The sequence below is a fragment of the Paenibacillus sp. PSB04 genome, from assembly GCF_025809195.1.
GTDB classification, from domain to species: domain Bacteria; phylum Bacillota; class Bacilli; order Paenibacillales; family Paenibacillaceae; genus Paenibacillus_AQ; species Paenibacillus_AQ favisporus.
On record NZ_CP081301.1, the window covers coordinates 2,557,164 to 2,579,976 of the forward strand.

The following is a 22,813-nucleotide window of genomic DNA, read 5'->3' on the forward strand; positions in this document are numbered from 1 at the left end:
AGCGACCGCGGCGCAAAAACGAATCGGTGATCTTGCCGAAGATAAGGAAGGGAGAAATCCTGCATGATTACACTCAGAAAAATCACGCTCGAAAACAGACGCGAAATATTTAAACTAGAGGTTTCGGAAGATCAGCGCCGCTTCGTTGCGTCCAATTTGTCCAGCGTAGCTTCGTGTTATGTTCTTGCGACCAATGGAGGACATCCTTTTCCGTTTGCCATTTACGCGGATGAGCAGCCCGTTGGCTTTGTGATGATCACGTATAAAATTACCGGTTACGATACCCCGTCCATCGCAGATGACGGCTATTGTATTCTGCGGCTGATGATGGATCAGCGGCACCAAAACAAAGGCTATGGCCGGGAAGCCATGAAAAAGGTGCTGGAGTTTATCCGCACTTTTCCGGCAGGTCCAGCACAATACTGCTGGATTTCTTACAAGGCTGATAACGCGCCCGCCAAAAAGCTGTATGAAAGCTTCGGCTTCCGTGACAGTGGTGAAGTGATCGGAGACGAGCAAATCACGGTATTGCGGCTCAACTCACAGGCTTCTATTACTTGTGTCTGAGGACAGACACGTCAAACGCAAAACTAAAACAAGGCAGCGGCCGGCCTAAGGACCGGCTGCTTTTCATTGATCTAGCAGGCCATTTGCAGCTCCTAGGTGAAGCCCTTTACTTTCCAACGGCATCATGCTAAACTGGATTTCGATAGTTATAGAACTGCGGAATAGATGGAGGAGGTGAGCATCATCATGGGTGATCATCAAACAGATCTGCAGGCCGTTAAGGTATATAAAGCTCTGGGGGAACCAACCCGGCTGAAGATCGCCTTGCTGCTCTCGAAGGAAAGCGATCTATGCTTCACGGCCATCGGTGAGAAGCTTGAATCAGTTGCGGGTTCGACGCTGTCGCATCATCTGAAGCAGCTGACGGATTCCGGTCTGATTGATTCACGGAAAAGCGGATCGTATATTCACTATAACGTCAATCGGGATGTGGCGGAAAAATTTGCGCCTTATTTAATGGCGTAATTTTTTTAACCAACATTTCGATAGTTCTAGAACTGAGGAATTGATGATTGTACAAGTCATCCTCTATACCCTATGAAGAAGGAGTGCACTCTTATGAGCGACAAAGCTAATACGTTGGAGATTGGAATCAGTACGTTTCTTCATGCAGATCCCGAAAAAGGGGGTGTCTCACATGCCGAGCGGCTGCGTCAAGCAATCGAGGAGATCCAATTAGCAGATCAAGTCGGCCTTGACGTCTTTGCCATCGGTGAGCATCACCGTATCGACTATACAAGCTCGTCGCCAGCCGTCATATTGGCTGCTGCTGCGGCGACAACAAAGAACATCCGGCTCTCGAGCGCGGTGACGGTGTTGTCTTCGGATGATCCGGTGCGGGTGTACCAGAGCTTTGCGACGCTTGACGGACTGTCGAACGGGAGGGCTGAGATCATGGCCGGACGAGGCTCGTTCATCGAATCGTTCCCGCTGTTCGGCTATGACCTGAAGGATTACGAGGAATTGTTCGAAGATAAGCTGGAACTGCTGCTCAAGATCCGCGCTTCAGAGCGGGTGACATGGCGCGGCGGACATCGTCCTGCGATTGACAATATGGGCATCTATCCTCGTGCTGTGCAGCAGCCTCTACCGGTCTGGATCGGCACGGGCGGCAGCCCGGAATCGGCCATACGGGCCGGCTTGCTGGGACTTCCGATCGTCTTCTCAATCCTTGGCGGACCTCCGCAGCGATTCGCACCCTTGGTGGAGCTCTATAAGGAAGCGGCTGTCAAAGCCGGGCATGATCCAAATCAGCTGCAGATTGCTACGCACTCGCATGGCTTTATATCCGATACGACACAAGAGGCGTCAGAGCGGTATTACCCTGTGATGGCGGCCCAAATGAACCGGATCGGACGGGAACGCGGTTGGTCTCCTTATACACGTGAATCATACGATGCATCCTGCAGCCTTCATGGCGCTCTTTATGTCGGGGACCCTGAATATGTGGCGGAGAAAATCTTATTGCTGCACAAGAATCTGGGCCTAACCCGATTTCTCATGTACGTGGATTTCAGCACGCTCCCCCATCGCGAATTGCTGCGAACGATTGAGCTGCTCGGCACCAAGGTAGCACCGATAGTCCGTCAAGAGCTCGACCGTCAAGCATCAAGCAGTAAGGATGGAGCGCAGTGACCCGATCGGGGCGTTAGATGCCTAAGGGCGGAGATATTATTTTTTTACCCACCATTTCTACAGATTTAGAACTATGAAATTGATTGAATTAGGAGAGATACGATATGAGATGGAAAATTTATATATTGGCGATTGCGAGCTTTTTAGTCGGAACCTCTGAGTTTGTGATTGCCGGCATACTGGATATGCTTGCAAAGGACGTTGGCGTGTCGGTAGCGGCGGCCGGCCAACTGATTACCGTCTACTCGCTTGCCTATGCGATCGGTACTCCGATTCTGGTTGCGCTCACGGCAAGGATGGATCGGAAGAAGCTTATGCTGTTGGCTTTGGGTTTGTTTTTCATAGGTAACCTGATCACCATCACATCTACCGGTTACGGCATGCTGATGGGGGCAAGAATCATTTTGGCCATCAGTACCGGGGTATTCATGGTTGTCGCCCTTACCGTTGCGGCCAAAATCGCCCATCCTGGAAAGCAGGGCGGTTCGATCGCCACCGTTCTCTTAGGCTTTAATCTCGCGCTCATTCTGGGGGTTCCTCTGGGACGGGTCATTGCGGGCTCGTATGACTGGAAGGTTATTTTCACGGGAATCGGCGTGCTCAGCCTGCTCGCCATGTTGGTTCTTCTGCTGGCGATTCCCAAATCAGAGGGAGAGGCTCCCGTTCCCATTCGGGAACAGCTCGCCTTGTTCAAAACGCCCCGGATTTCCGCTGCGCTGTCCATCAGCTTTTTCTGGATAATGGGATATACCATTCTGTATACCTATATCACGCCGTTTCTTCTGACCATTACGGGGATGAGCGAACGGATGGTAAGCATCGGGCTGTTTGCATTTGGGCTGGCAAGTCTCCTGGGCTCCCAAGTCGGCGGCTACGGTGCAGACAAATGGGGGATCCCCCGCACGATGGTAGGCGGTCTGATCTTTCACTCGGGTATTTTATTTTTGCTGGCAGCGTTTGCCCATTACTCCATGCTTGTGCTCCCATTGCTGATGCTGTGGTCCTTCTTTGCATGGTCGACGGGTCCGGTTCAGCAAGTGTACTTAATCGGTATGGCTCCCCAGGCTTCGGGGATCATCTTAAGCTTGAACAACTCCATCGTGCAGTTGGGGATGGCTGTTGGGGCTGTCATCGGAGGCATTATTGTGGACAGCATCTCTCTGACAGCAGCCGGCTGGCTGGGTGGAATAGGGGTCGCCCTTGGGCTGATCCCGGCCGTGTATTCTTTGACAATGCGCCGCCAGGCTGCATGAGAAGAGCTGGAAGCATAGGCTTTGATTTTCGGATTTCTCCCACTTAAGAAGGCTCTATACATTAAGAAGTCCGAAAACAAGAGCGGTCGCAGGAACATTTTACGTACTTGCCCCCATTATCCACTTGAGTGATTCATCATCTAGCGTAAGTGCAATAGCTCCGTCCAAAATGAAGGCAGCCGGCTTGTTGAGCGGCTGTCTTTTTGCGGTTAAGGGGACTTCCATTCGTTCTCGTTCATACTGCCACCTTGCCGAGCATAAGGAAAATAAGTAGCCAGTTAACATAGAATGAACTAAAGAAATGAACGTGTTATAGGCCTCTAGTGAGCCGCCGTAAAAGGAAGCTCAATGCAAACTTTAGTTCAATCTATATAAATGAAGCCAAAACGGAGATCGAACCGTATTAAAAATAAATCGTTACAAAAAATGACATCCCAAAACATCATCATGTAGAATATGGTAAAGGATGAGATTAGTGATGAAGGAGGTGCGAACCTAATTGGGAATGAAATACATAAAACTGCTGGGTATCACTCTGGGGGTCATCGTCGTGAACATCGTTCTGTTCTCCCCGGGGTTTATCGGTCTTAACCTCGGCGGCAGCGCCTTTTCGACGGCATTCGGGATTACCTTCCTTCTGGCGAGTGTTCTGGTCCTCATTTATTCGGTTTACAGTGTTAACGCCAAGACTCCGGCTGCCGTGCCGGTCAAACAGATCCAGACGCATGATGACTACGTAAATGCCTTGCAGTACTACAAGAAAGTAAAAGCGTTAGAAGCGGATATATCCCTTGCTTTAAATCAGCTCGACCGCATCGCACGCAAGAAGTACAAATTGGTCGGCGTGTTGACACAGCGTTTCGATCCGAGCGAGCTTAGCTACAAAAAATTCATGTCGACGGTCCAGGCGGTAGAAAACGTATTTTACCTCAACCTCAAAAGCATCCTGAACCGGCTGGGCGCATTCGACGAATCCGAGTTTAAAAGTCTTAGTGGATCTAAAGCCTCCCATCTACCTCCAGAATTGCTCCAAGAAAGAAAGCAGATCTACAACGAGTATTTAACATTCACCAAGAACTCCCTGGCGACCAATGAAGAGATCCTGCTCAAGCTGGATAAGCTCCTGCTGGAAATATCCCGCCTGGACAGCTTCGAAGCCGGCGACATCGAGAAGATGCCCTGCATGCAGGAAATCGATCTGTTAATTAATCAAACCAAATATTATAAGAATTAGAGGTGTTCAAGTGAAGAAGGGCAGGTTTATTCTGACTTCAGTGATCGTGTTGATTTTTGTATTTGCGCTCGTGTACGGGGGAATTACGGTAACCTCGAATCTCGGGAAATCGAAAGACCAGGTGACCGCGGAAGACGCAGCCAAACGGCTGGATAAACTGTATTCGAAGATTTCACCCGCAACGGCAACCCCTGTAAAAGGACAAATTGACCTGGACCCGGTGGATGTGGCCTCATCCCTTCCGGATATCAGCAAATTTCCGATCACGGTGCCGAACACCAATGATCATTATGTCGAGATTTTCTCTTCGACCGAGAAGTCGGGAACCGGCGTGGACGGCTGGCTCACGGAGGCGGCGACGGAGTTCAATAAAGCGAATGTGGCTGTAAACGGAACTCCCGTATCGGTTAAGGTCCGCAACATCGCTTCCGGTACGGCAGCAGACTATATCATGTCAGGTAAATACGTACCGGATGCCTTCACGCCATCCAACGAATTATGGGGAGAGATGGTCAAGTCCAGCGGCGTCAAAACCCAATTGGTGTCTAAGCGCCTCGTAGGCAACGTTCCAGGGATCGTCATCAAGAAGTCCAAATACGATGCACTTGTCGAAAAGTATGGTTCCATCAATGTCAAAACGGTAACGGATGCGATCGCAAGCAACGAGCTTGTCATGGGTTATACGGATCCTTTTGCCAGTTCGACCGGCCTGAATTTCCTGGTGACCTCGCTGAATACGTTCGACAGCTCCAATATTTTAAGCGATAAAGCGGTTCAAGGGTTTGAGAAATTCCAAGCCAACGTACCGTTCATTGCCTCGACGACGATCCAAATGCGGGATGCGGCTACATCGGGCTCCCTCGACGGGTTCATTCTGGAGTACCAGACGTTCGTCAACGCACCAGACCTGAAAAGCGGCTATGTCTTCACACCTTTTGGCGTGCGTCACGACAGTCCGCTCTACGCGCTTGGCGATACGAAGCCGGAGAAGCTGGCCATTTTGAAAAAGTTCGCAGAATTCGTAACCCAGGATAAGTACGCTAAAGCAGCGAAAGACAAAGGCTTCAACGGGCTGGAGGATTACAAATCCGAGATGGCCCCGATTGACGGGAAGCTGCTGACATCCGCCCAGAAGGTATGGAAAGAGAAGAAGAACGGAAGCAAGCCGATTGTAGCCGTATTTGTGGCGGATACGTCAGGCAGCATGGATGGTGAACCGCTGAACCGCCTGAAGGAATCGCTCATTAAGGGTCAAAAATATTTGGGCAAAGACAACAGCATCGGCATGGTTTCTTATTCCGACGACGTGACCATCCAGCTCCCGATCGGAAAATACGACGTCAATCAGCAGTCGATGTTCGTGGGCGCAGTGAACAGTCTTCAGGCCAGCGGCCAGACCGCGACGTTTGACGGCATCGTGGTTGCGCTCAAGATGCTGCAGGACCAGCTGGCGGCCGATCCGAACATGAAACCTGTTATTTTCGTACTAAGCGACGGTGAAACGAACAAAGGCAATTCGCTCAGCGACATCAAAGCACTGATTGAGAATTATAAGGTTCCGATTTATACCATTGGCTATAACGCCAACATTAAGGCTTTGCAAAGCATTTCCAGCATTAACGAAGCCGCCAGCATCAATGCGGATACCGATGACGTCGTGTACAAGATCGGAAATCTGTTCAACGTTCAAATGTAAGGGTGAAGTCAAAGGGGGAGGATGAGATATGGCGTTTACGATGAGTGTCTCAAGTGCGGAGCAGATCCAGGCTGTGATCGAGGAGGAAGTTAAGCCGGTACCGGAAGAGGTAGCGAAGCTGAAAGAAATCGCCGATGCGAATGTGGCTTCCATTATGGAGCTGGATGTGGAGTCGCTGGACAAACGCAAGGAGATTTTGCAATCGATCGACAGCTTCGGGCTGGATACGATGAAGCTTTCTTCCGAGAAGAACAACCTGCTGCAGGTGTCCGTCGGCAATCTTTCCAAAGGCGGGGACGAAGGGGGAGCCGTTGCCAAAGGGCTGACGGAACTGCATACGCAGCTGAAGGATCTGGACCCCAGTCTGATCGACTTTGCCAAAAAGGGATTCCTCGGCAAGCTGTTCAACCCGCTGCGGGCATACTTTTTGAAGTTTGAGAAGGCAGACGACGTCATTGCTGACATTGTCGTATCCCTCGACAAAGGGAAAACGACGCTCAAAAACGACAACACGACGCTGGAGCTGGAGCAGCAAACGATCCGGGAGCTGACGAAGACGCTGAAGAAAGAAATTCAGCTGGGGACGATGATGGACGAATCGATCGAGGCGCAGATTGAAGCGGCCAAGCAAAGGGGAGAAGATCCGGAAAAAGTCCGTTTTATTACGGAGGAAGTCCTTTTTCCAATGCGGCAGCGCGTGATGGATCTTCAGCAGATGCTGGTGGTTAACCAGCAGGGCATCATGGCCTATGAAGTGGTCATCCGCAACAACCGCGAGCTGATCCGGGGCGTGGACCGGGCCAAAACCGTCACGATCTCGGCGCTGAAAATCGCGGTGACCGTGGCCAGTGCGCTGTACAACCAAGGCATTGTGCTCAAGAAGATCGAGCTGCTGAATCAAACGACGAACAATATCATTGCCGGCACCTCCCGGATGTTAAAGGACCAAGGCGTAGCGATCCAGAAGCAGGCCATCGAAACCAGCGTCTCCGTCGATACGCTCAAGCAGGCTTTCTCCGATGCCATCTCCGCCTTTGAAGCGATCAGCTCTTACAAACAGGCGGCGCTTCCGAAAATGCGGGACACGATCAATCAGTTCCGTGCCTTGTCCGATGAGGGGGAGAAGCACATTCAGCGTCTGGAAAAAGGGAAAGCGCTGGGGCTGTAACCGGTTTTCATAAACTCTATATTGAAAGTGCGAAGACAGCCGGTTTTGTGACCGGCTGCTTTTTTTTTGAATAATTTCTCCATCTTGTCACAAAATCAAATTGTGGATTGTCTTCAATAGTGTTGAAACCAGGAGGGAGAGATAGAATTTATGGAAAAGCTGCTTGTCATTAATGCGCATCCGAAAGTGGAGGACGCTTCATCCGTAAGCTTGACCGTGCTCCGGCACTTTTTAGAAGCTTATCGAAATCTGAATCCGGAGGGACCTATCGAACAAATTGATCTGTATTCGGAAGATGTGCCCTGCATTGATCGATTATTTTTCAGCGCACAGGAAAAAATGCAAAAAAATGAGCGCTTAACGGAAGAAGAACAGCGGCTCACTTCCCGGATGTCGGATATCCTTCGGCAGTTCAAGAGCGCCAAGAGGTACGTCATCGCCATGCCGCTGCATAACTTTAATATTCCTTCGAAGCTCAAAGATTATATGGATAACATCCTGATCGCCAAAGAGACCTTCGCCTATACGGACAAGGGATCGATCGGCCTGCTGACCGACGGACGGAACGTTGTCGTCATTCAGGCAAGCGACGGGATTTATACGAACCAGGACTGGTACACGGAAGTTGAGTACTCCCATCGTTATTTGAAATCGATGTTTAATTTTATGGGCGTCGACTATCAAATCATCCGGGCACAGGGCAATCATTCCTTGAAGAGGGAGGAGGTGCTGGCTAAGGCATTTCAAGAAGCCGATTCTGCGGCGGCTTCTTTGGCACATCAGGGGATGCAAGTGTCCAATCAGGCAGGGAACAAGTAATTCATCGTAAGGGCGTCAGCCCCGGATTCACGTAGGCTATGTTACAATAAGCGGAAAAGAGCGGGGACGGAGATGGATAGATGACAACAGATACATCCAGTTTATATGTAGAGTATAAGCCGCTGCTGAGCAGCATCGCCTACCGAATGCTGGGGTCGCTCACGGACGCCGAGGATATTGTGCAGGATATTTTTGCTGAGCTGGAAACGATACAGACCGATCATATTTTAAACATGAAGGCCTATTTGCTTAAAATGGTGACCAACCGGAGCATCAATGTGCTGAAGTCGGCCCGCAAAACACGCGAAGTATATACCGGCCCTTGGCTGCCGGAACCTGAGACGGCTGATGCAGGTCAGACTCCCGAAACGGCAGCGATCCAAGCCGAATCGGTCTCCTATGCGCTGCTCGTCCTTCTGGAACAGCTGTCGCCGGTGGAGAGAGCCGTCTTCATTCTCCGGGAAACGCTCGATTACGATTACCGGGATATCGCCGAGCTGCTGGACAAAAGCGATGCGAACTGCCGGAAGCTGTACAGCCGGGCGAAGCAGAAGGTCAGCATCGCGCCGGTTTCGGAGCGGGAGGAGAAAGCGGCCGCCGAGCCGCCGATTGCTGTGCCTGTAGAAAGCACTCGCGTCACTTCCGACCAGGCCAAGCATGCGGAAATGCTATCCCGCGCTTTTATGGCAGCGGCGAATTCCGGCGATTTCAGGGAATTTGTCGGCATGCTTGCGGATGATGCCCGATTGTACACGGATGGCGGCGGCAAGGTTCGCTCGGCGATCTTCCCGATCATCGGCAGCCATCGTATCCTGGCCTTCCTTCAAGGGATTGCCCCGGGAAATATCAAGCCGGAGAATCAGCTGCTGATCGACGTCAACGGGCAGCCCGGCCTGCGGTTGAACCGTGGCGACGAGCTCTTTGCGGTGCTGTCCTTCCAGTTTGACAGCGACTCGCGGCCTGTCCGTATGTTTATGGTCACGAATCCGGATAAACTGCAGCATGTGACCCCGTAACGGCTTTTTTGGCAGACATAAAAAGGGTTTCGGAAACAACATGTAGAATATCCCATATGGTTAAAAATTCCAGATGGGAAAGAGGTATGCATTTTGAAATTTGAACAACAAAATTTAAGCCATTCAAGCTTCAATTGCTGCGACCTCAGTGAAACAGAAATTCAATGCTGCAATGGCAGCGGGATGAGTATGAACGATGTGAATTTGACGGGAATGCATATTTCCGATGCGAATTTGAGCGAACTTGCCATTGACGGTGCTCAATGGGGCGGCGCACATTTTCAATCCATCGGCTACGGAGATCCAAGCCAGCCTGATGCAGAACACAACAAGGAGGGCGTCCGGTTTTCAGACTGCAGCTTCCAGAACGGGCGGATCACCGACTGTAATTTTACGAACGCCAATTTTCAAAACTGCGACATATCAGGATTGGTCATCAATGGGATCAACATCGAAGAATTAATCCAAAAGCATGTTCCTGTGGAACAGAGAGAGTAGGATACAGATAAAACAACGAAAGCCACCCCAGACCTGGGGTGGCTTTCATGGTTATGCCTGCCGTACCACATCATCCGCGTCCGTGGAATAAGCGAGTTCTTTCTGCGCGTCAAGCGCGGCCAATCTGTCCAGCAGAGCTTCCCGGATTTGCTCATAGGCATCGCTGCCCAGTGCCATCCGGATCGGACCGTCTCCCTGATCGACGCGGCGGATGATCTGCTGCGCCATTTTATCCGGATCGCCGACAACCATTTGATTGAACATGTTCATATCGATGCCTGGCAGTTCCCCTTTCATCAGGCTGACGAATTGGCCTGCCTCCTTGTCCCGATATACGTCCATCCGTTCTCCGAATACCGCATTGCTCGTAATGAAATTCGTACGGATTCCGCCCGGCTCCACGATAGTCGTCTTAATGTTGAACGGTGCGGCTTCCTTGGCCAGCGCTTCAAAGGCGCCCTCGACCGCCCATTTGGAAGAACAATACAGCCCCATTCCCGGCGTGGAATAATGCCCCGCCATGCTCGATATCTGCACGATGTGCCCGCTGCCCTGTTTGCGGAAGAAAGGCAGGACGGCACGGGCTGCGCGCAGTGATCCGAGGACGTTGGTCATGAACAGATGCTCGATCTGCCCGTCGCTTGCTTCTTCCACTGCACCGTATAATCCATAGGCTGCGTTATTGACAAGCACATCAATCGTGCCGAGTTCCTCCCATGCCCGTTCGATCACCTCAACAATTTGCTGCGGGTTCGTCAGATCCAAATGAGCCTGCCATAATCGGGAACCATATTGAGCTTTCAGATCGTCCAGCACGCCCGGCTTGCGCACCGTTACGGCTACACGGTCGCCTCTTTCAAGCAACCGGCGGGTGATGCGCGAAGCCAAGCCTCCTGACGCTCCTGTAATAAACCATGTTTGCATGCTAAATGCCCTCCAATCGCTGTATTCCTCTGTATCATACGAGCAGTGGAAGGGCACTAGCCACAGCATGTTTATACTATTAACGGGAGTAACAGTCTACGATCATAAGCCAATGTCCACCTGTAATCCAGGCGAGATAGGTTCTGCTCTATTGAGGCAGCCGGTCTTGTTCCAGCATAGACATTAACCTCTCCTCCGTGCCTGAACCGGGTACCGGTACGAAGAAACACCAGTGAAGGTCCGGGTCGCCGTCAATGACGGCCGCCGAATGGAGCATAAACTCCATTTCCTGACCGTCCGGAAGGCGGAACAAAGCGGTGGTTACACGCTTTTGCTTGATTTCGTAGAGGTTCCAGTAGTACTCGAATTCCTCACTTTCCCGTCTCAAGCGTTCGAAACGTTCCATATACAACGGGTTGTCTTGGCTTCGGTCATAGCTTGCCCGCAGCACCGCCGCCGAGTAGCGGGCGAAGTTTTCCCAGTTCACAAGCCGTTTACGGTAATCCTCCTTGAAAAATATAATGTTCAGCATATATCTTTCATTCTCCGGCATACGGCCGAAGTCGGCGATGATCAGTTCTGCGGCGCGGTTCCAGGCGATCACATCCGTGCCCGCATCCGTGATGAACGAAGGGTACCACAGTTGATCGACGATTTGCTGCAGCACGCCGGAATCCGGCTCCTCGCTGTTCGGAACGGCGCCGGCGCTTGCCGGGTCCACATGGGCCAAATCGAACAGATGCTTCTGCTCGTCTTCGTCGAGCTGCAGCGCATGGCTGATATTTAACAGCACTTCCGGCGAAGGATTAGCTTCTCTGCCTTGCTCCAGCCAGGTGTAGTAAGTCACGCTCATATTGGCAAGATACGAGACCTCTTCCCGCCGAAGCCCTGGGGTACGCCTTCTTCCGGGCAGCGGCTGGATCCCCGCTTCAGAAGGCTGCAGCCGTTCCCTGCGCGATTTAATGAAATCGCCCAATGGAGAAGAAGAACGAGTTGTTTTCATTTTCATGTACGCCACCATCCTTGCGTTTCCAAGTAGGCCGACAACAGCCATTTAGAACATTGTAATCCTTTCAACCTGTTGATTTCCATCTTCCGCTTCTGGACGGTTTAACTGCATTGAAAAAAATGGAATTAAAGGGTTTGACGAAAAATCTTTATATTTATATTATTAGAAATATAGAAATAAAGATCACGAATGAAGCCAATATCTGAAAGAAGGTGTGGTAAGGATGGCGTAAGCGCGGGTATAGCCCGCAAATTCGGGAGCAATGGCTTCCGGGTGGTTCTTCTATCAAGAACCGAGACTTCGCTGCAGCGCAGCTTGGAGGATCTTCGTCAGGTGCATATCGAATCGTATGGAATAACTGCAGATGCTTCAGATCCGGATCCCATCAAAGCAGCCTTTACACAGATTGAAAACTTATATGGAATCACCGATGTTCTGGTATATAATGCGGCGCACATTGCGCCAGGAGATGCGTTATCGTTAACGGAACAGCAGCTGATCGATGATTTGAAAGTAAATACGGTCGGCGCGTTGACCAGCGCGCAGCAAGTCATTCCGGACATGGTCGAACGGAAACAGGGGACGCTCTTTTTCACAGGGGGCGGTATTGCATTGAACCCGAATCCACTGTATGCTTCTTTATCCATTGGCAAAGCCGCGGTCCGCTCACTTGCGCTTTCCCTGGCCGAGACGCTGGGGCCCCATGGAATTTATGTGGGCCAGGTTCTAATCGCCGATCATGTTCAGCGAGGGACTTTTTACGATCCGGACCGGATCGCCGATGTATATTGGGAATTGTATACCAATAGAGACCGGAAGGAATATTTATTTAAGGAATAATCATAGGCGCTTATTCATGGGCAAGGATCGTTTCATAAAAAGGACAGCTGCAAAGCGCTCGCAGCTGTCCTTTATTTTACCTCAATAGTGGTAAGTATAGACCGACCAAGCTTATATCATGCTCTTTTCCCATGCACCCCGAATTTCCACGCCGGTTGACTTGGCGGACCGTTCCAGTTCTTCGATTTCAGCATCCGATAATTGGACGTCCATAGCCGACACGGCGCTGGCGATATGGGACGGTTTCGTCACACCGATAATCGGCACCGTTCCTTTGGCGATCGCCCAAGCAATGGCGATTTCAGCAGGTTCAACATGGTGATGGAGGCTGATTTCTCTCATGACCCCGATCAGATCTTCCAGCTCGGCAAGTACCTTCTCATCAAAGGCGTCTCCTCGGCGGGTCCCTGCTTTAAAAGGATGTTTTGTATCATATTTCCCGGTCAGCGCCCCTTGCTCCAGCACCATATAGGAGAAGAAGATCAAATCATTGGCATTGCAGTATTCAATAATGCCGGCTTCTTCCGAGGAACGATAGAGCAGACTGTAATGGTTTTGAACGGCTGAGAGCTGAAGCCCCTCTTGAGCCAAAATGTCCGCGGCGAGCTTGATTTCCTCCAAATTATGATTGGAGACCCCGGCGTATTTAACTTTTCCGCTCTTCATCAACGGGATCAGCTTAGAGGTCCACCGCTGGACGTCTTTCGGATTGTGGATCCAATACACGTCGGCATGATCCCTTTCAAGCCGCTGCAAGCTCCCGGCGAGAAATTCTTCAACAGCCTCATCCGTCTGCTCGCCGCGGGGCGTGAATTTTGTTGAGATCAGGACGTCATTTCTCCCGCGTATGAACTGGCCCAGAATCGTCTCCGAAGCGCCCATGCCGTAAACTGCGGCCGTGTCCCAAAGATTTAATCCGGCATCCATCGCCGCATCAAATACGGGCTTCAGATCCTTGGCAGTCAGGTTATTCCCGAAAACCGCATCTCCTCCGTTGGCGCCGTTCCCCCAGGACCAGGTACCGAGGGCTACAGCCGGGATCGTTATGTTTTTTAATTGAAAAGTTTTCATCGTTTATTTCTCCTTTAACAGTGGGATAGGACAAAGACGATTATCTTTTTCCGGGAAAGCCATGCCGCTTCGCGCTCCAGGCGATGATCCAAGCGATCAGCAGCAGAATCAGCAGCACGGCCGGAAACGATTGGACGCCGATGAGCTCCAGCAAGGCTCCGCCGACGATGCCCCCGCCAGCGATGGCCAGATTCCATACGGTCGTATTGATGGGCATCACGATGTCCACGCCTTCTTCGCCGCTTGCATTCGCTTGAGCGGTTTGCAGCAGCGTAGCTGCTCCGCCGAAAGTAAGTCCCCACAATGCGACGGCGGCATAGACGACGGGTACCGATGTGCCGCCCACCCATAATGCGGCCGAAACCAGCGCAAAACCGAGCAGACTGAGCAGCGTCAACAGGCGCAGCTTGCGGTCGATGAGCAAACCGACAATCCAGATCGACACAATCGCCGCGAGACCAAAGACCAGAAGGACCAGATCAACGCGGCTGCCCAGCCCGGAACGCTCGAGAAACGGCGCAATATACGTATATAGGATATTATGGGCCAACATCCAGGTGAGTACCACCATAAGAATGGGGCGGATGCCGGGCAATACAAACACTTGACCCATCGTCATGCGCTCGTCTGCGGGCTGCCCGGGATAATCCGGCACCTTCCACAGCACCCAAACCATGAGAACAAGGGTCAGAAGGGACATAAGCCCAAATACGGCCCGCCAGCCGATCAGGTCGCCGAGCAAGGTTCCAGCCGGTACGCCGAAGGTAAGAGCAATCGGCGTTCCTACCATGGCGACTGCCAAGGCGCGGCCTTTTAAAGCATCCGGTACCATTCGCCGCGCGTACCCGGCGATCATGCCCCACGCCGCGCCGGCGGCCACACCGGCAAAAAAACGGGCTGCAAGCGTCAGGGCATAACTGCTCGAAATAGCGGTAATGGTGTTGAATACCAAAAATCCGGCAATAATGGCGAGCAGCAGCGGACGCCGCCTCATCCCGGCGGTAAACATGGCGAACGGAATGGCTGCCACAAGCGAGCCGATGGCATACAGGGTGACGAGCTGACCCGCCATTCCTTTGGAAATATTCAGCCCTTCCACGATGTGCGGCAGCAGCCCGGCCGGAATGGTTTCCGTGAGAATACAGATAAAACCGGTCATGGCAAGCGCCAGCAGCGCCAGCCAGGGAAGCCTGGATGGGACGGATACCGGCTGGACCACTTCCGTGGAAGATGACATATGGGACAAGTGAGTGACCTCCTTCGAATGGTAACCTAATTTCTGGATCGATCATTCCATATACTAAGTTCAGCTGGGCTGACTTGTCAAGAACTTATGGATCGATTAGTATAAAATTCATGAAGGGGGTAATCGTATGCCACGAACAGGACGCCCCCGTGCGTTTAATCGGGACGAGGCCGTACTTGCTGCGATGTTTCTGTTCTGGGAGCACGGCTTTGAATCCACTTCGCTGGCCCAATTGCGCGCGGCGATGGGGCATATATCCGCTGCTAGCTTTTATGCGGCGTTTGAATCGAAAGAGGCGCTGTTTCGCGAGACGGTGGAACGGTATAAAGCAACTTACGGCCGGGTGATGGAGAGCTTTCATGATCAACGATTGGCACCGAAGGCTGCCATCGAACAAGGGCTGCGCCGCTCGGCGCGAATGCAGACCGAAGGCTCTCATCCCCTGGGCTGTTTGGTGGTGTTATCCGGTATAAGCTGTTCGCCCGAGAACCAGCATATCCAAGAAATGCTGGCCAAGGAGCGGGAAAAAAACCGGGACGGGATTAAGGACTGCATCGAACGGGCAGTTGCGAATGGTGAGCTGCCCGACACGGTCGATGTTCCCATGCTGGTGTCTTTGTTCAACACCTTTCTCCTTGGCATATCGACGCAGGCGCGAGACGGTATCCCGTTCGAACAAATTGATGCAGCTATCACTCAGTTGATGAGCATCTGGGATGCCCTGTCTCGAAAAAACGGATGACAAGGAATACAAATCGTCTGATGATAGCAACGGGGGAGAGAACATGAACAAAACGGAACGGCAGCTCGCCATTACGCTGGAGCTGCAGCGAAACAAGCTGGTCAGAGCAGAGGATTTGGCGGCCCGGTTCGAGACGAGCGTCCGGACGATCTACCGCGATATTCAGGCACTAAGCGAAGCGGGGGTTCCGATCGCCGGGGCTCCCGGGCAGGGCTATTCCCTGATGGAGGGTTATTTCCTGCCTCCGGTCAGCTTCACGGCGGAAGAGGCCGTGGCCCTGCTGATGGGCGCGGACTTTATCGAGCAAAGGTTGGATGCGGACTACAGCCCGGTGGCGGAGGCGGCCAAACGCAAAATTGAAGCGGTTCTGCCGGAGCCGGTACGCGCTGAGTCGATGCGAGTGCGGGAAACGATGCGCCTTCTCCAAGCCGGCGAGCCGGTAACCAGCCGGAAGGAAAAGGACTATCTCGGACAAATTCGGCGTGCGATTCTGGAGCGCCGCAAAATCAGGTTTGCGTATTTAAAAAAATACCCGGAAACGGACGGGAGCCGGATGAATATAAGGGAGGCGGCTCCATACGGACTGACGCTCGTTCAGGGGAATTGGACATTGGTCGCGCACTGCGACCTGCGGCAGGATATCCGCCATTTCCGATTGTCGCGGATGACGGAGCTTGCTGTGCTCGAGGAGGGCTTTGCCATGCCGGCCGGATTCGATTTGAAGCGTTACCAGCCGCCCGATGACCGCAACTTACGGGTGGTGGTTCGGGCGAATCCGGATATCGCCGACAAAATCGCCGAGACCACGCATTTTTATATGGAGGAAATGGAAGAACGGGAGGACGGACTGCGGGTCACCTTTCGCGTGCGTCAGCCGGAGGAGCTGCTCCCCTATATCCTCGGTTGGGGCGGGGCGGTTGTCGTGCTGGAGCCGGAATCCTTCCGCCGCCAAATTCAGACCGAGGCCGAAAACATATTAAACCGCTACTGACACGCTGTTGTCAGGAGCGGTTTTTTATAATGGGAGAAAATCCATAAATAAAGAGGAGTTGTTCCCATGTTGAAAAGCACAGCGAACGCGTTGCAGGATTTGGAGACGTCGGTAGAACGGTATTTGATTGAACTGGAGAACTTTGATATGGAGCAGTTGCTGATAAAAACGAACGAGGAAGAATGGTCGATTGGGCAGATGTATATCCATTTGATTCAAACGGCGCAGTTCATGCATCTGCAGCATGTCGATAGCTGTCTGGCCGGCAACGGGCCGGCACTCGCCACCGCGGAGGACAAGACGGAGATTGGCAGGAAGGTATACGAGCTGGGTAGCTTTCCGCCTGTCCGCGTCCGGGTCCCGGCATCACCGCAGTACACTCCGCAGCAGCCGGAGAGCAAGGAGCAGATTATCGAAGGGCTCCGGAGTGTAGTGGAACGGATGAAGCTGACGGAGCCCGCTCTGGCCGGAGCGTCTGAGCAATCTAAGATCCCGCATCCGCGTTTTGGTCCTTTAACCGCCGCGGAATGGTTTTTGCTGGTTGAGATGCATTACCGGCACCATTTTATGCAGCTGGAGCGGTTGAAAGGCGAGTTAAGCCTGGTTTAGCCCGTTAGCGTTGCCGCCTGTATTCTGAGGCCCCAAAAGCAGAAAATACAGCCGCAGTCCAGGGCTTGTCATCTTCCCTGGCTGCGGCTGTTTTTTTACTTAACGGTTGCTCCATTTAAAAACACCACAGCCAGCGGGGCATTTGCTCTAGGGAAAGGGGGTTGGTCAGAAGGAATCATATTTATTCTAGATCGCTGTTGACAAAGGAAATTTCATCGCTTAGTATATCGATAAATATAGAATTATAAACCTATGGAAGGAGGGCAACCCTATGAACAAGGATCAGTCACATCAGGAAGCTGTAAAAATATACAAAGCACTCGGAGAGCCGACCCGGTTAAATATCGTCAAGCTCTTATGCAAGCATGATGAATTAAGCTGCAGCCAGATTGAGGAGCAGCTGAATTATAAAGGTTCCACCCTGTCGCATCATCTGAAACAGCTGGTGGAGTGCGGGGTGTTGAGGCTGGCGCGCAAGGAAGGGACTTATCACTTTTATCGGGTCAATCAGGATACATTAGATCGTCATGTCGTGCTTCAGCCAGATTAATTTTTTTTCGGTCCCATATTTCGATAAATTTAAATATATTAAGATAAGATCCAAATGAGTGTGCTGTCATTAGCGGCAGTTTCTTTTTTGACCAATAGATTGATAGTTTTAAATCTATAAGAACACAAGAAGGATGTGGTTTAACATGTATGTATTTTTATGATCAATATTTCGATAAGTATAAAAACATCAAGATATTCATGGTAATAACCTAAAAGGAGAGGAATCAATGAATAAAATGGGACTCGTTTATCTGCTTGCTTTCGGCGCCTTTGTCATGGGGACGGCTGAAATGGTCGTCATGGGGATTTTGGGGATGATCTCGAATGATTTGAACGTATCCGTAGGCACAGCCGGGCAATTAGTTACGCTGTATGCCGTTGTATTTGCGATCGGAACCCCGATCCTTGTATCGTTTACCGGCAAAATGAAGAGAAAAAGGCTGCTGCTGCTGACCTTTACTTTGTTTGTCATTGGTAATTTGGTCGCCTTCTTTAGTCCGAATTTTACCGTCCTGATGATTTCCAGAATGATTCTGGCAGCCAGTCAAGGCGTTTTTACGGTGGTGGCCCTCATGGTCGGCTCCAGCCTGGTGGAGCCCCAAAAGCAAGGGAATGCCATCGGCATCATTTATATGGGATTTAGTACTGCCTTGGTTGCAGGCACTCCGCTCGGAACCATCATCGGCGAATATTGGGGATGGCGGCCGGTGTTTATGCTCATTGCGGCATTGAGTGTGCTTGCCATGATCGGAATCGCCGCGTGGATGCCGAAGGTACAAGAACAGAAGCCGACTTCGATTCGGGACCAGCTGCTTGCGCTGAAGGATCGCCGAATGGTCAGCGGCTTGATGATCACTTTTTTCTGGATTGCCGGGTATCAGTTGATGTTTACATACATTGCACCTTTTCTTGAGACAGCCGTGGGCATGAATACGACGATGATCAGCACGGCGCTCTTCGTATGCGGCCTGTTCGCTGTCATGGGATCACGCCTTGGCGGGTACGGCGCGGATAAGTGGGGAATTGGCAAAACGCTGCTCATCAGCCTGCTTCTTCATGCAGCCGCACTGGCCGTACTTCCGCTTGCCGCAGCCACGATGGTGAGCGCGCTGATCATTCTGGCGGTCTGGTTCGGAGCGGCTTGGATGACGACTCCCGCTCAACAATATTACCTCATCTCCCTTTCCCCGAAGACTTCGGGTCTTGCGCTGGGACTGAACAGTTCCATGCTGCAGCTTGGAATGGCGGTAGGCGCCGGGGTAGGCGGATGGGTGGCCAATCAGACGTCCCTGATGCAGCTGGGATGGGTAGGAGCGGTAAGCATTCTGCTTAGCGTGATCACTGCGCTGTACTCTTTTTCGCTCAAAAGCAGAAAAGAAGAATCGGTACTGAGCAATTAACCTCTGGAGCTCACTGTGAAAGGGGGGATGCCCGGCCTTGAAAAATGCCTGCAGGGATCATTTGAACAGAACAAATTGCTGTCGTATGCAACCACAAAACTTTAAAATGAGGTGGAAAATATGTCTGATTATCAACTTATTTTGAATGATAACCGTATCGTATGGGGAAAGGAAATCGATGTGGAGCCGCGAATTGGAAAATCTCCGAATGACTCGATCCGGCAAGGGGCGGGCAGCGCCTTGGATTGGAACTTGCCTGCCGGTATATATCGGGCAAAAGAGGTCGTCAGGGCGCTCGATCCCCTGCTTGAGGCGATGCTGGTCCAGCTTGGCGAACCGGTAAACGGCGATCCGGCGGTGCTGCTGGACAGCCTTCAGGCCAACTTGGCGATTTCCGGACGCGTGTCATCTTTGCCGCTTGGTCCCCTGGCTTTAGAGGATAAAGCCGGCGTCGAACTGACAGCCCAGGCGGTGCGCATCGGCGAGCAGCTGGTAAGCTGGGCGCGGGAAATGAATGCGGAGAAGAGGACGCTCGCGAGTTATGGGCCGGAAACGCTTGGCCAGCTGGAATTTAGAAGCCACTGCTACGGTCATGCCCTGATCCCTGACGCTGTTGCACAGGTTTGGGGACCCTTTGGGGGCCCAAGAATCATGCAGATCTATAATGAATACCTGCACCAAATGGTTTTGCTGCGGGATGCCTTGCTTCCGTTTGCCAATTGGGAGCAGGTTCCGTTTGAAGTGAAGGAACATAAGGAGTTTAAAGGGCTCCGTTTTCTGGAACCGGCCCGGGAGGTCTTTTTAACTCAGCTGCTTGGGAAAAAGTTGACACACAAGTCGATTGTCCAGTATGCGCAAAGTGTGGTCAGCTCGGGTCTGTCCGAAGCCGGTTACGGATTCCAATATCGTCTGGGCACCGTATTGCCTGCCGGGCTGGGAGAGCCGGCCGGGACGGCGGCTCGGTACCTGCTGAAATGGCATCCGGTACAAACGATACAGGCAGAAGAAACGCAGGATATGGCTGCGATCTCGTTCGATTACGAATATGACGATTATTATGCGGCACCGCGCACCGATGCGGGAAGCGGTACGCCAGGGAATAAGGATACGCTTCCTGTCTCTTTAGGGGAGATCGCTGGTCCGAACGTCGCGCGTTTACTGCCGATTACGGCTTCTGATCGAACGACCCTGCGATTGAGCTTGGAAGTGGACGGACGTGAATTTTCGGTGGATCTCGGTCAGCTCTTTAGAGGGCATCGCTTTATGTACCGGCCCGAAGGAAACGACAACGCCGATGTCGCTATTGTGAAGCGTACCTCTGTCAGCCTGCATTCGGCAGCGGACATCCTTGCGCTTTCCGGATTGGTGACAAATACAGACGGAATCCACTTCATTCCAACCGATGGAAACGAGCTTGTTCGGTGGGCATTGCTTGGTAAGCTGTATCCCGAAAATGTGGTTATATTAGACAACGGCGATCCAGAAGAATTGGAAAAAGCCTATGTTTCCGGCAAGGGCTTTGGGACGCAGTTTTTAGTGTTGTAAGTCCAAAAAGGCTTCTCCCAATAAGGGGAAGCCTTTTTTTCTACGGGTCAGCGCGGCGATAACAAGCTTCCGGTATCGAATGCTCCTTCAGGTTAACATTGCTGCTGCACGCCTCTGAGCCACACGGATTCGATCGACAAGGTATCCGAGATATGACTTGTTGGGTCGCCATTCACCAGAATAAGGTCTGCGCGCGAACCTGCGGCAATCCGTCCGCGATCGTGAAGCCCGAAGCGGCGGGCCGGTTTCGAGGTGGCGGACTGGAGCGCTTCGATCGGAGTGAACCCGGCTTGAACGAGCAGCTGCATTTCATGATGGACGCTGGCACCATGCGCAAGGCCGCCGAGATTTGGAACGGGAACAGGGGAGACATCCGTTCCAACCAGAATGTCGACGCCGGCCCGATGAAGATCCATCACGTTCTTAAAGCTGTTCTCCATATCGCCTTGCGGGAACGTATTGAAGCTGGAGTTCAGAATATCGATCCATTCCGGGCTTAATTTGGAATGCACCCGCGGATCATTGGCCAAATCGGATGCCGGATTTCCAAGGATGGACGAGTTCAATACGAGGCATGGCGTTACGAACGCGCCAGAATCTGCAATAGATTGGACCAAATCGGGCGTGAGTTCAGGTCTGTCGATAAACAGGTGGCCCAATCCGTCCACTCCGAGAGCGATGGCGGTCTGCGAAGAACGAGCCGTCAGGACGTGGGCAATGACGATTTTATCAAACTTGTGAGCCTCTTCCACGGCAGCTTTAAGAATTTCGTCGCTCAGGACAGGCAGGCCGGGGGCACCCATGACCGTGCCTTCTTCAATCATGATTTTAATATAGTCCGCGCCATTCTCCACCTGGGTATGCACGTGTTTGATCGCTTCTTCCACCGTCGTCACCTGGGGCACTTCTTCGTGATCGTGGGCGTAAGCCGCCAGCATCGCTTCCCGGTCTTCCTTCGATAACTTCTCCAATTCCTTTAACACGAACTCGGGGATCTCGTCTCCATCGGGCAGCAATTCATCCGGATGACCGCCCGGAGCGGTGATCGCCGTTCCGGCGGAACGGACATCGGCGGCGCCTTCCACATTTTTCAGCTGAATCGCCCGTCCTCTTTCCGTAAAATCACCGTTCATTTCGAGTTCGGTCGTCACACCGAATTTTACAGCATCCCTTAATCCTCCAATGGAAGTGTGAACATGGGCATCAATCAAGCCCGGCAATAATGTAGCATGATTTGCATCCACGATGACTGCATCCTCCGGAACGTCAGTGCCCACGGCAATGATGGTCTCCCCTTGAATGAGCACATTTCTTGCCTCAATCACTTGTTCCCCGTCGAAAATCCGTGCATTTATAATGGCCGTAACCTTGTCCAGCGTATTCTTCATTTCGTTATTCCTCCTTGGATGTGTGCTTGATGACAGTTCGAAGTATAACAGTTAGTTTTCTAACAGTCAATAAACTAATATTTAAATTGACAAGATTCTGGAATCCCCGTATAGTTTAAATGTTAAAAGTTAGTCTCCTAACATTTTGAGGAGGAACGATCATGAAACCTCGCAAGGATACACTCTATCTGGACTTGTTTCAGATTATCGGCCTGAAGTTGAAGAAAAAGGCGGATGAAAGCATTAAAGAGCTGGGATTAAACGCGCAGCAAGGCAAAGTCCTTGATTATATTCATAAAAACCAGGATAAAGATATCATTCAAAGGGATTTAGCCGATCGGTTTCATTTGCAGGGGGCCAGCATAACAAGCATGCTCCAAGGCCTCGAGAAAAAAGGATATATTGAGCGGAAAATTCCGGCCAATAATGAACGGCAGAAAAACATCTATGTTTTACCAAAGGCCGTTGAATTGATTGATGCCTTTAACGAATCCTTTCAGAAGGTGGAGGACGAAATCGTTCAGACCCTGACCGAAGAGGAGAAACAGCTGTTAAAGGGACTGCTGGTCAAAATTAATGAACGCTTATAATCCGTATGCGAGAACCAATC

General features: G+C 51.7%; 23 protein-coding genes. 18 read left to right on the plus strand and 5 right to left on the minus strand.

Going from position 1 to position 22,813, the window contains the following annotated elements:
* Positions 1-63 precede the first annotated feature (63 nt).
* From K2F33_RS11970 to K2F33_RS12015, 10 genes are all read left to right on the plus strand, one after another.
* Entirely contained in the window at positions 64-567 is a 504-nt protein-coding gene (locus K2F33_RS11970; RefSeq protein ID WP_163880989.1) for a GNAT family N-acetyltransferase, read from the plus strand.
* Between the two features lie 186 nt (positions 568-753).
* Positions 754-1,032 (plus strand): ArsR/SmtB family transcription factor, encoded by a 279-nt coding sequence (locus K2F33_RS11975; RefSeq protein ID WP_076173879.1) that lies wholly within the window; start codon positions 754-756, stop codon positions 1,030-1,032.
* A 93-nt stretch (positions 1,033-1,125) separates the two neighbouring features.
* Positions 1,126-2,202, plus strand: a complete 1,077-nt coding sequence (locus K2F33_RS11980; protein ID WP_263881796.1) for an LLM class flavin-dependent oxidoreductase — start codon at positions 1,126-1,128, stop codon at positions 2,200-2,202.
* A 104-nt stretch (positions 2,203-2,306) separates the two neighbouring features.
* Complete coding sequence (locus tag K2F33_RS11985; RefSeq protein WP_263881797.1) at positions 2,307-3,455, plus strand: MFS transporter; 1,149 nt, start codon at positions 2,307-2,309, stop codon at positions 3,453-3,455.
* A 505-nt stretch (positions 3,456-3,960) separates the two neighbouring features.
* Positions 3,961-4,689, plus strand: coding sequence for a hypothetical protein (locus K2F33_RS11990; protein ID WP_076174015.1), 729 nt, complete (start codon positions 3,961-3,963; stop codon positions 4,687-4,689).
* Between the two features lie 10 nt (positions 4,690-4,699).
* On the plus strand, positions 4,700-6,385 hold the full coding sequence (locus K2F33_RS11995) for a vWA domain-containing protein (RefSeq protein ID WP_212985328.1): 1,686 nt from the start codon (positions 4,700-4,702) through the stop codon (positions 6,383-6,385).
* Between the two features lie 28 nt (positions 6,386-6,413).
* Complete coding sequence (locus K2F33_RS12000) at positions 6,414-7,553, plus strand: toxic anion resistance protein (RefSeq protein ID WP_076173875.1); 1,140 nt, start codon at positions 6,414-6,416, stop codon at positions 7,551-7,553.
* Positions 7,554-7,703: 150 nt separating this feature from the next.
* Complete coding sequence (locus K2F33_RS12005) at positions 7,704-8,372, plus strand: FMN-dependent NADH-azoreductase (protein WP_263881798.1); 669 nt, start codon at positions 7,704-7,706, stop codon at positions 8,370-8,372.
* A gap of 80 nt (positions 8,373-8,452) precedes the next feature.
* Positions 8,453-9,388: a sigma-70 family RNA polymerase sigma factor gene (locus K2F33_RS12010; protein WP_263881799.1), complete on the plus strand. Its 936-nt coding sequence runs from the start codon at positions 8,453-8,455 to the stop codon at positions 9,386-9,388.
* 93 nt (positions 9,389-9,481) lie between these two features.
* Positions 9,482-9,886 carry a pentapeptide repeat-containing protein gene (locus K2F33_RS12015; protein WP_145141083.1) on the plus strand — a complete coding sequence of 135 codons (405 nt, stop codon included), beginning with the start codon at positions 9,482-9,484 and terminating at the stop codon, positions 9,884-9,886.
* Between the two features lie 51 nt (positions 9,887-9,937).
* Here the strand turns inward: K2F33_RS12015 and K2F33_RS12020 are convergent, their stop codons facing one another.
* Both K2F33_RS12020 and K2F33_RS12025 read right to left on the minus strand, forming a co-directional pair.
* Positions 9,938-10,810, minus strand: a complete 873-nt coding sequence (locus K2F33_RS12020; RefSeq protein ID WP_263881801.1) for an SDR family oxidoreductase — start codon at positions 10,808-10,810, stop codon at positions 9,938-9,940.
* Between the two features lie 148 nt (positions 10,811-10,958).
* A complete protein-coding gene (locus tag K2F33_RS12025; RefSeq protein ID WP_256992972.1) occupies positions 10,959-11,819 on the minus strand; it encodes a helix-turn-helix transcriptional regulator in 861 nt (286 codons plus the stop codon).
* Positions 11,820-12,008: 189 nt separating this feature from the next.
* Here K2F33_RS12025 and K2F33_RS12030 point away from each other — a divergent pair, with 189 nt between their 5' ends.
* Positions 12,009-12,659: an SDR family NAD(P)-dependent oxidoreductase gene (locus K2F33_RS12030; RefSeq protein ID WP_263881802.1), complete on the plus strand. Its 651-nt coding sequence runs from the start codon at positions 12,009-12,011 to the stop codon at positions 12,657-12,659.
* A 111-nt stretch (positions 12,660-12,770) separates the two neighbouring features.
* On the opposite strand, the gene K2F33_RS12035 is transcribed toward K2F33_RS12030, so the two are convergent.
* Together K2F33_RS12035 and K2F33_RS12040 are read right to left on the minus strand one after the other, a co-directional pair.
* Positions 12,771-13,730, minus strand: a complete 960-nt coding sequence (locus K2F33_RS12035; RefSeq protein WP_263881803.1) for an aldo/keto reductase — start codon at positions 13,728-13,730, stop codon at positions 12,771-12,773.
* Between the two features lie 40 nt (positions 13,731-13,770).
* On the minus strand, positions 13,771-14,967 hold the full coding sequence (locus tag K2F33_RS12040) for an MFS transporter (RefSeq protein WP_263882344.1): 1,197 nt from the start codon (positions 14,965-14,967) through the stop codon (positions 13,771-13,773).
* A gap of 136 nt (positions 14,968-15,103) precedes the next feature.
* On the opposite strand from K2F33_RS12040, the gene K2F33_RS12045 reads away from it, so the two are divergent.
* The 6 genes from K2F33_RS12045 to K2F33_RS12070 all read left to right on the plus strand — a co-directional run bounded on the left by K2F33_RS12045 (position 15,104) and on the right by K2F33_RS12070 (position 20,815).
* Positions 15,104-15,718 carry a TetR/AcrR family transcriptional regulator gene (locus K2F33_RS12045; RefSeq protein ID WP_076173867.1) on the plus strand — a complete coding sequence of 205 codons (615 nt, stop codon included), beginning with the start codon at positions 15,104-15,106 and terminating at the stop codon, positions 15,716-15,718.
* A gap of 43 nt (positions 15,719-15,761) precedes the next feature.
* Positions 15,762-16,709 (plus strand): helix-turn-helix transcriptional regulator, encoded by a 948-nt coding sequence (locus K2F33_RS12050; RefSeq protein ID WP_212985321.1) that lies wholly within the window; start codon positions 15,762-15,764, stop codon positions 16,707-16,709.
* A 66-nt stretch (positions 16,710-16,775) separates the two neighbouring features.
* On the plus strand, positions 16,776-17,318 hold the full coding sequence (locus K2F33_RS12055; RefSeq protein WP_263881804.1) for a DinB family protein: 543 nt from the start codon (positions 16,776-16,778) through the stop codon (positions 17,316-17,318).
* 271 nt (positions 17,319-17,589) lie between these two features.
* A complete protein-coding gene (locus tag K2F33_RS12060) occupies positions 17,590-17,868 on the plus strand; it encodes an ArsR/SmtB family transcription factor (RefSeq protein ID WP_263881805.1) in 279 nt (92 codons plus the stop codon).
* 229 nt (positions 17,869-18,097) lie between these two features.
* Positions 18,098-19,270: an MFS transporter gene (locus K2F33_RS12065; RefSeq protein WP_263881806.1), complete on the plus strand. Its 1,173-nt coding sequence runs from the start codon at positions 18,098-18,100 to the stop codon at positions 19,268-19,270.
* A gap of 120 nt (positions 19,271-19,390) precedes the next feature.
* Positions 19,391-20,815 (plus strand): hypothetical protein, encoded by a 1,425-nt coding sequence (locus K2F33_RS12070; protein ID WP_263881807.1) that lies wholly within the window; start codon positions 19,391-19,393, stop codon positions 20,813-20,815.
* 92 nt (positions 20,816-20,907) lie between these two features.
* On the opposite strand, the gene K2F33_RS12075 is transcribed toward K2F33_RS12070, so the two are convergent.
* Positions 20,908-22,203, minus strand: a complete 1,296-nt coding sequence (locus K2F33_RS12075) for an amidohydrolase family protein (protein ID WP_263881808.1) — start codon at positions 22,201-22,203, stop codon at positions 20,908-20,910.
* Positions 22,204-22,364: 161 nt separating this feature from the next.
* On the opposite strand from K2F33_RS12075, the gene K2F33_RS12080 reads away from it, so the two are divergent.
* On the plus strand, positions 22,365-22,793 hold the full coding sequence (locus K2F33_RS12080; RefSeq protein ID WP_089548784.1) for a MarR family winged helix-turn-helix transcriptional regulator: 429 nt from the start codon (positions 22,365-22,367) through the stop codon (positions 22,791-22,793).
* Positions 22,794-22,813: the final 20 nt, after the last annotated feature.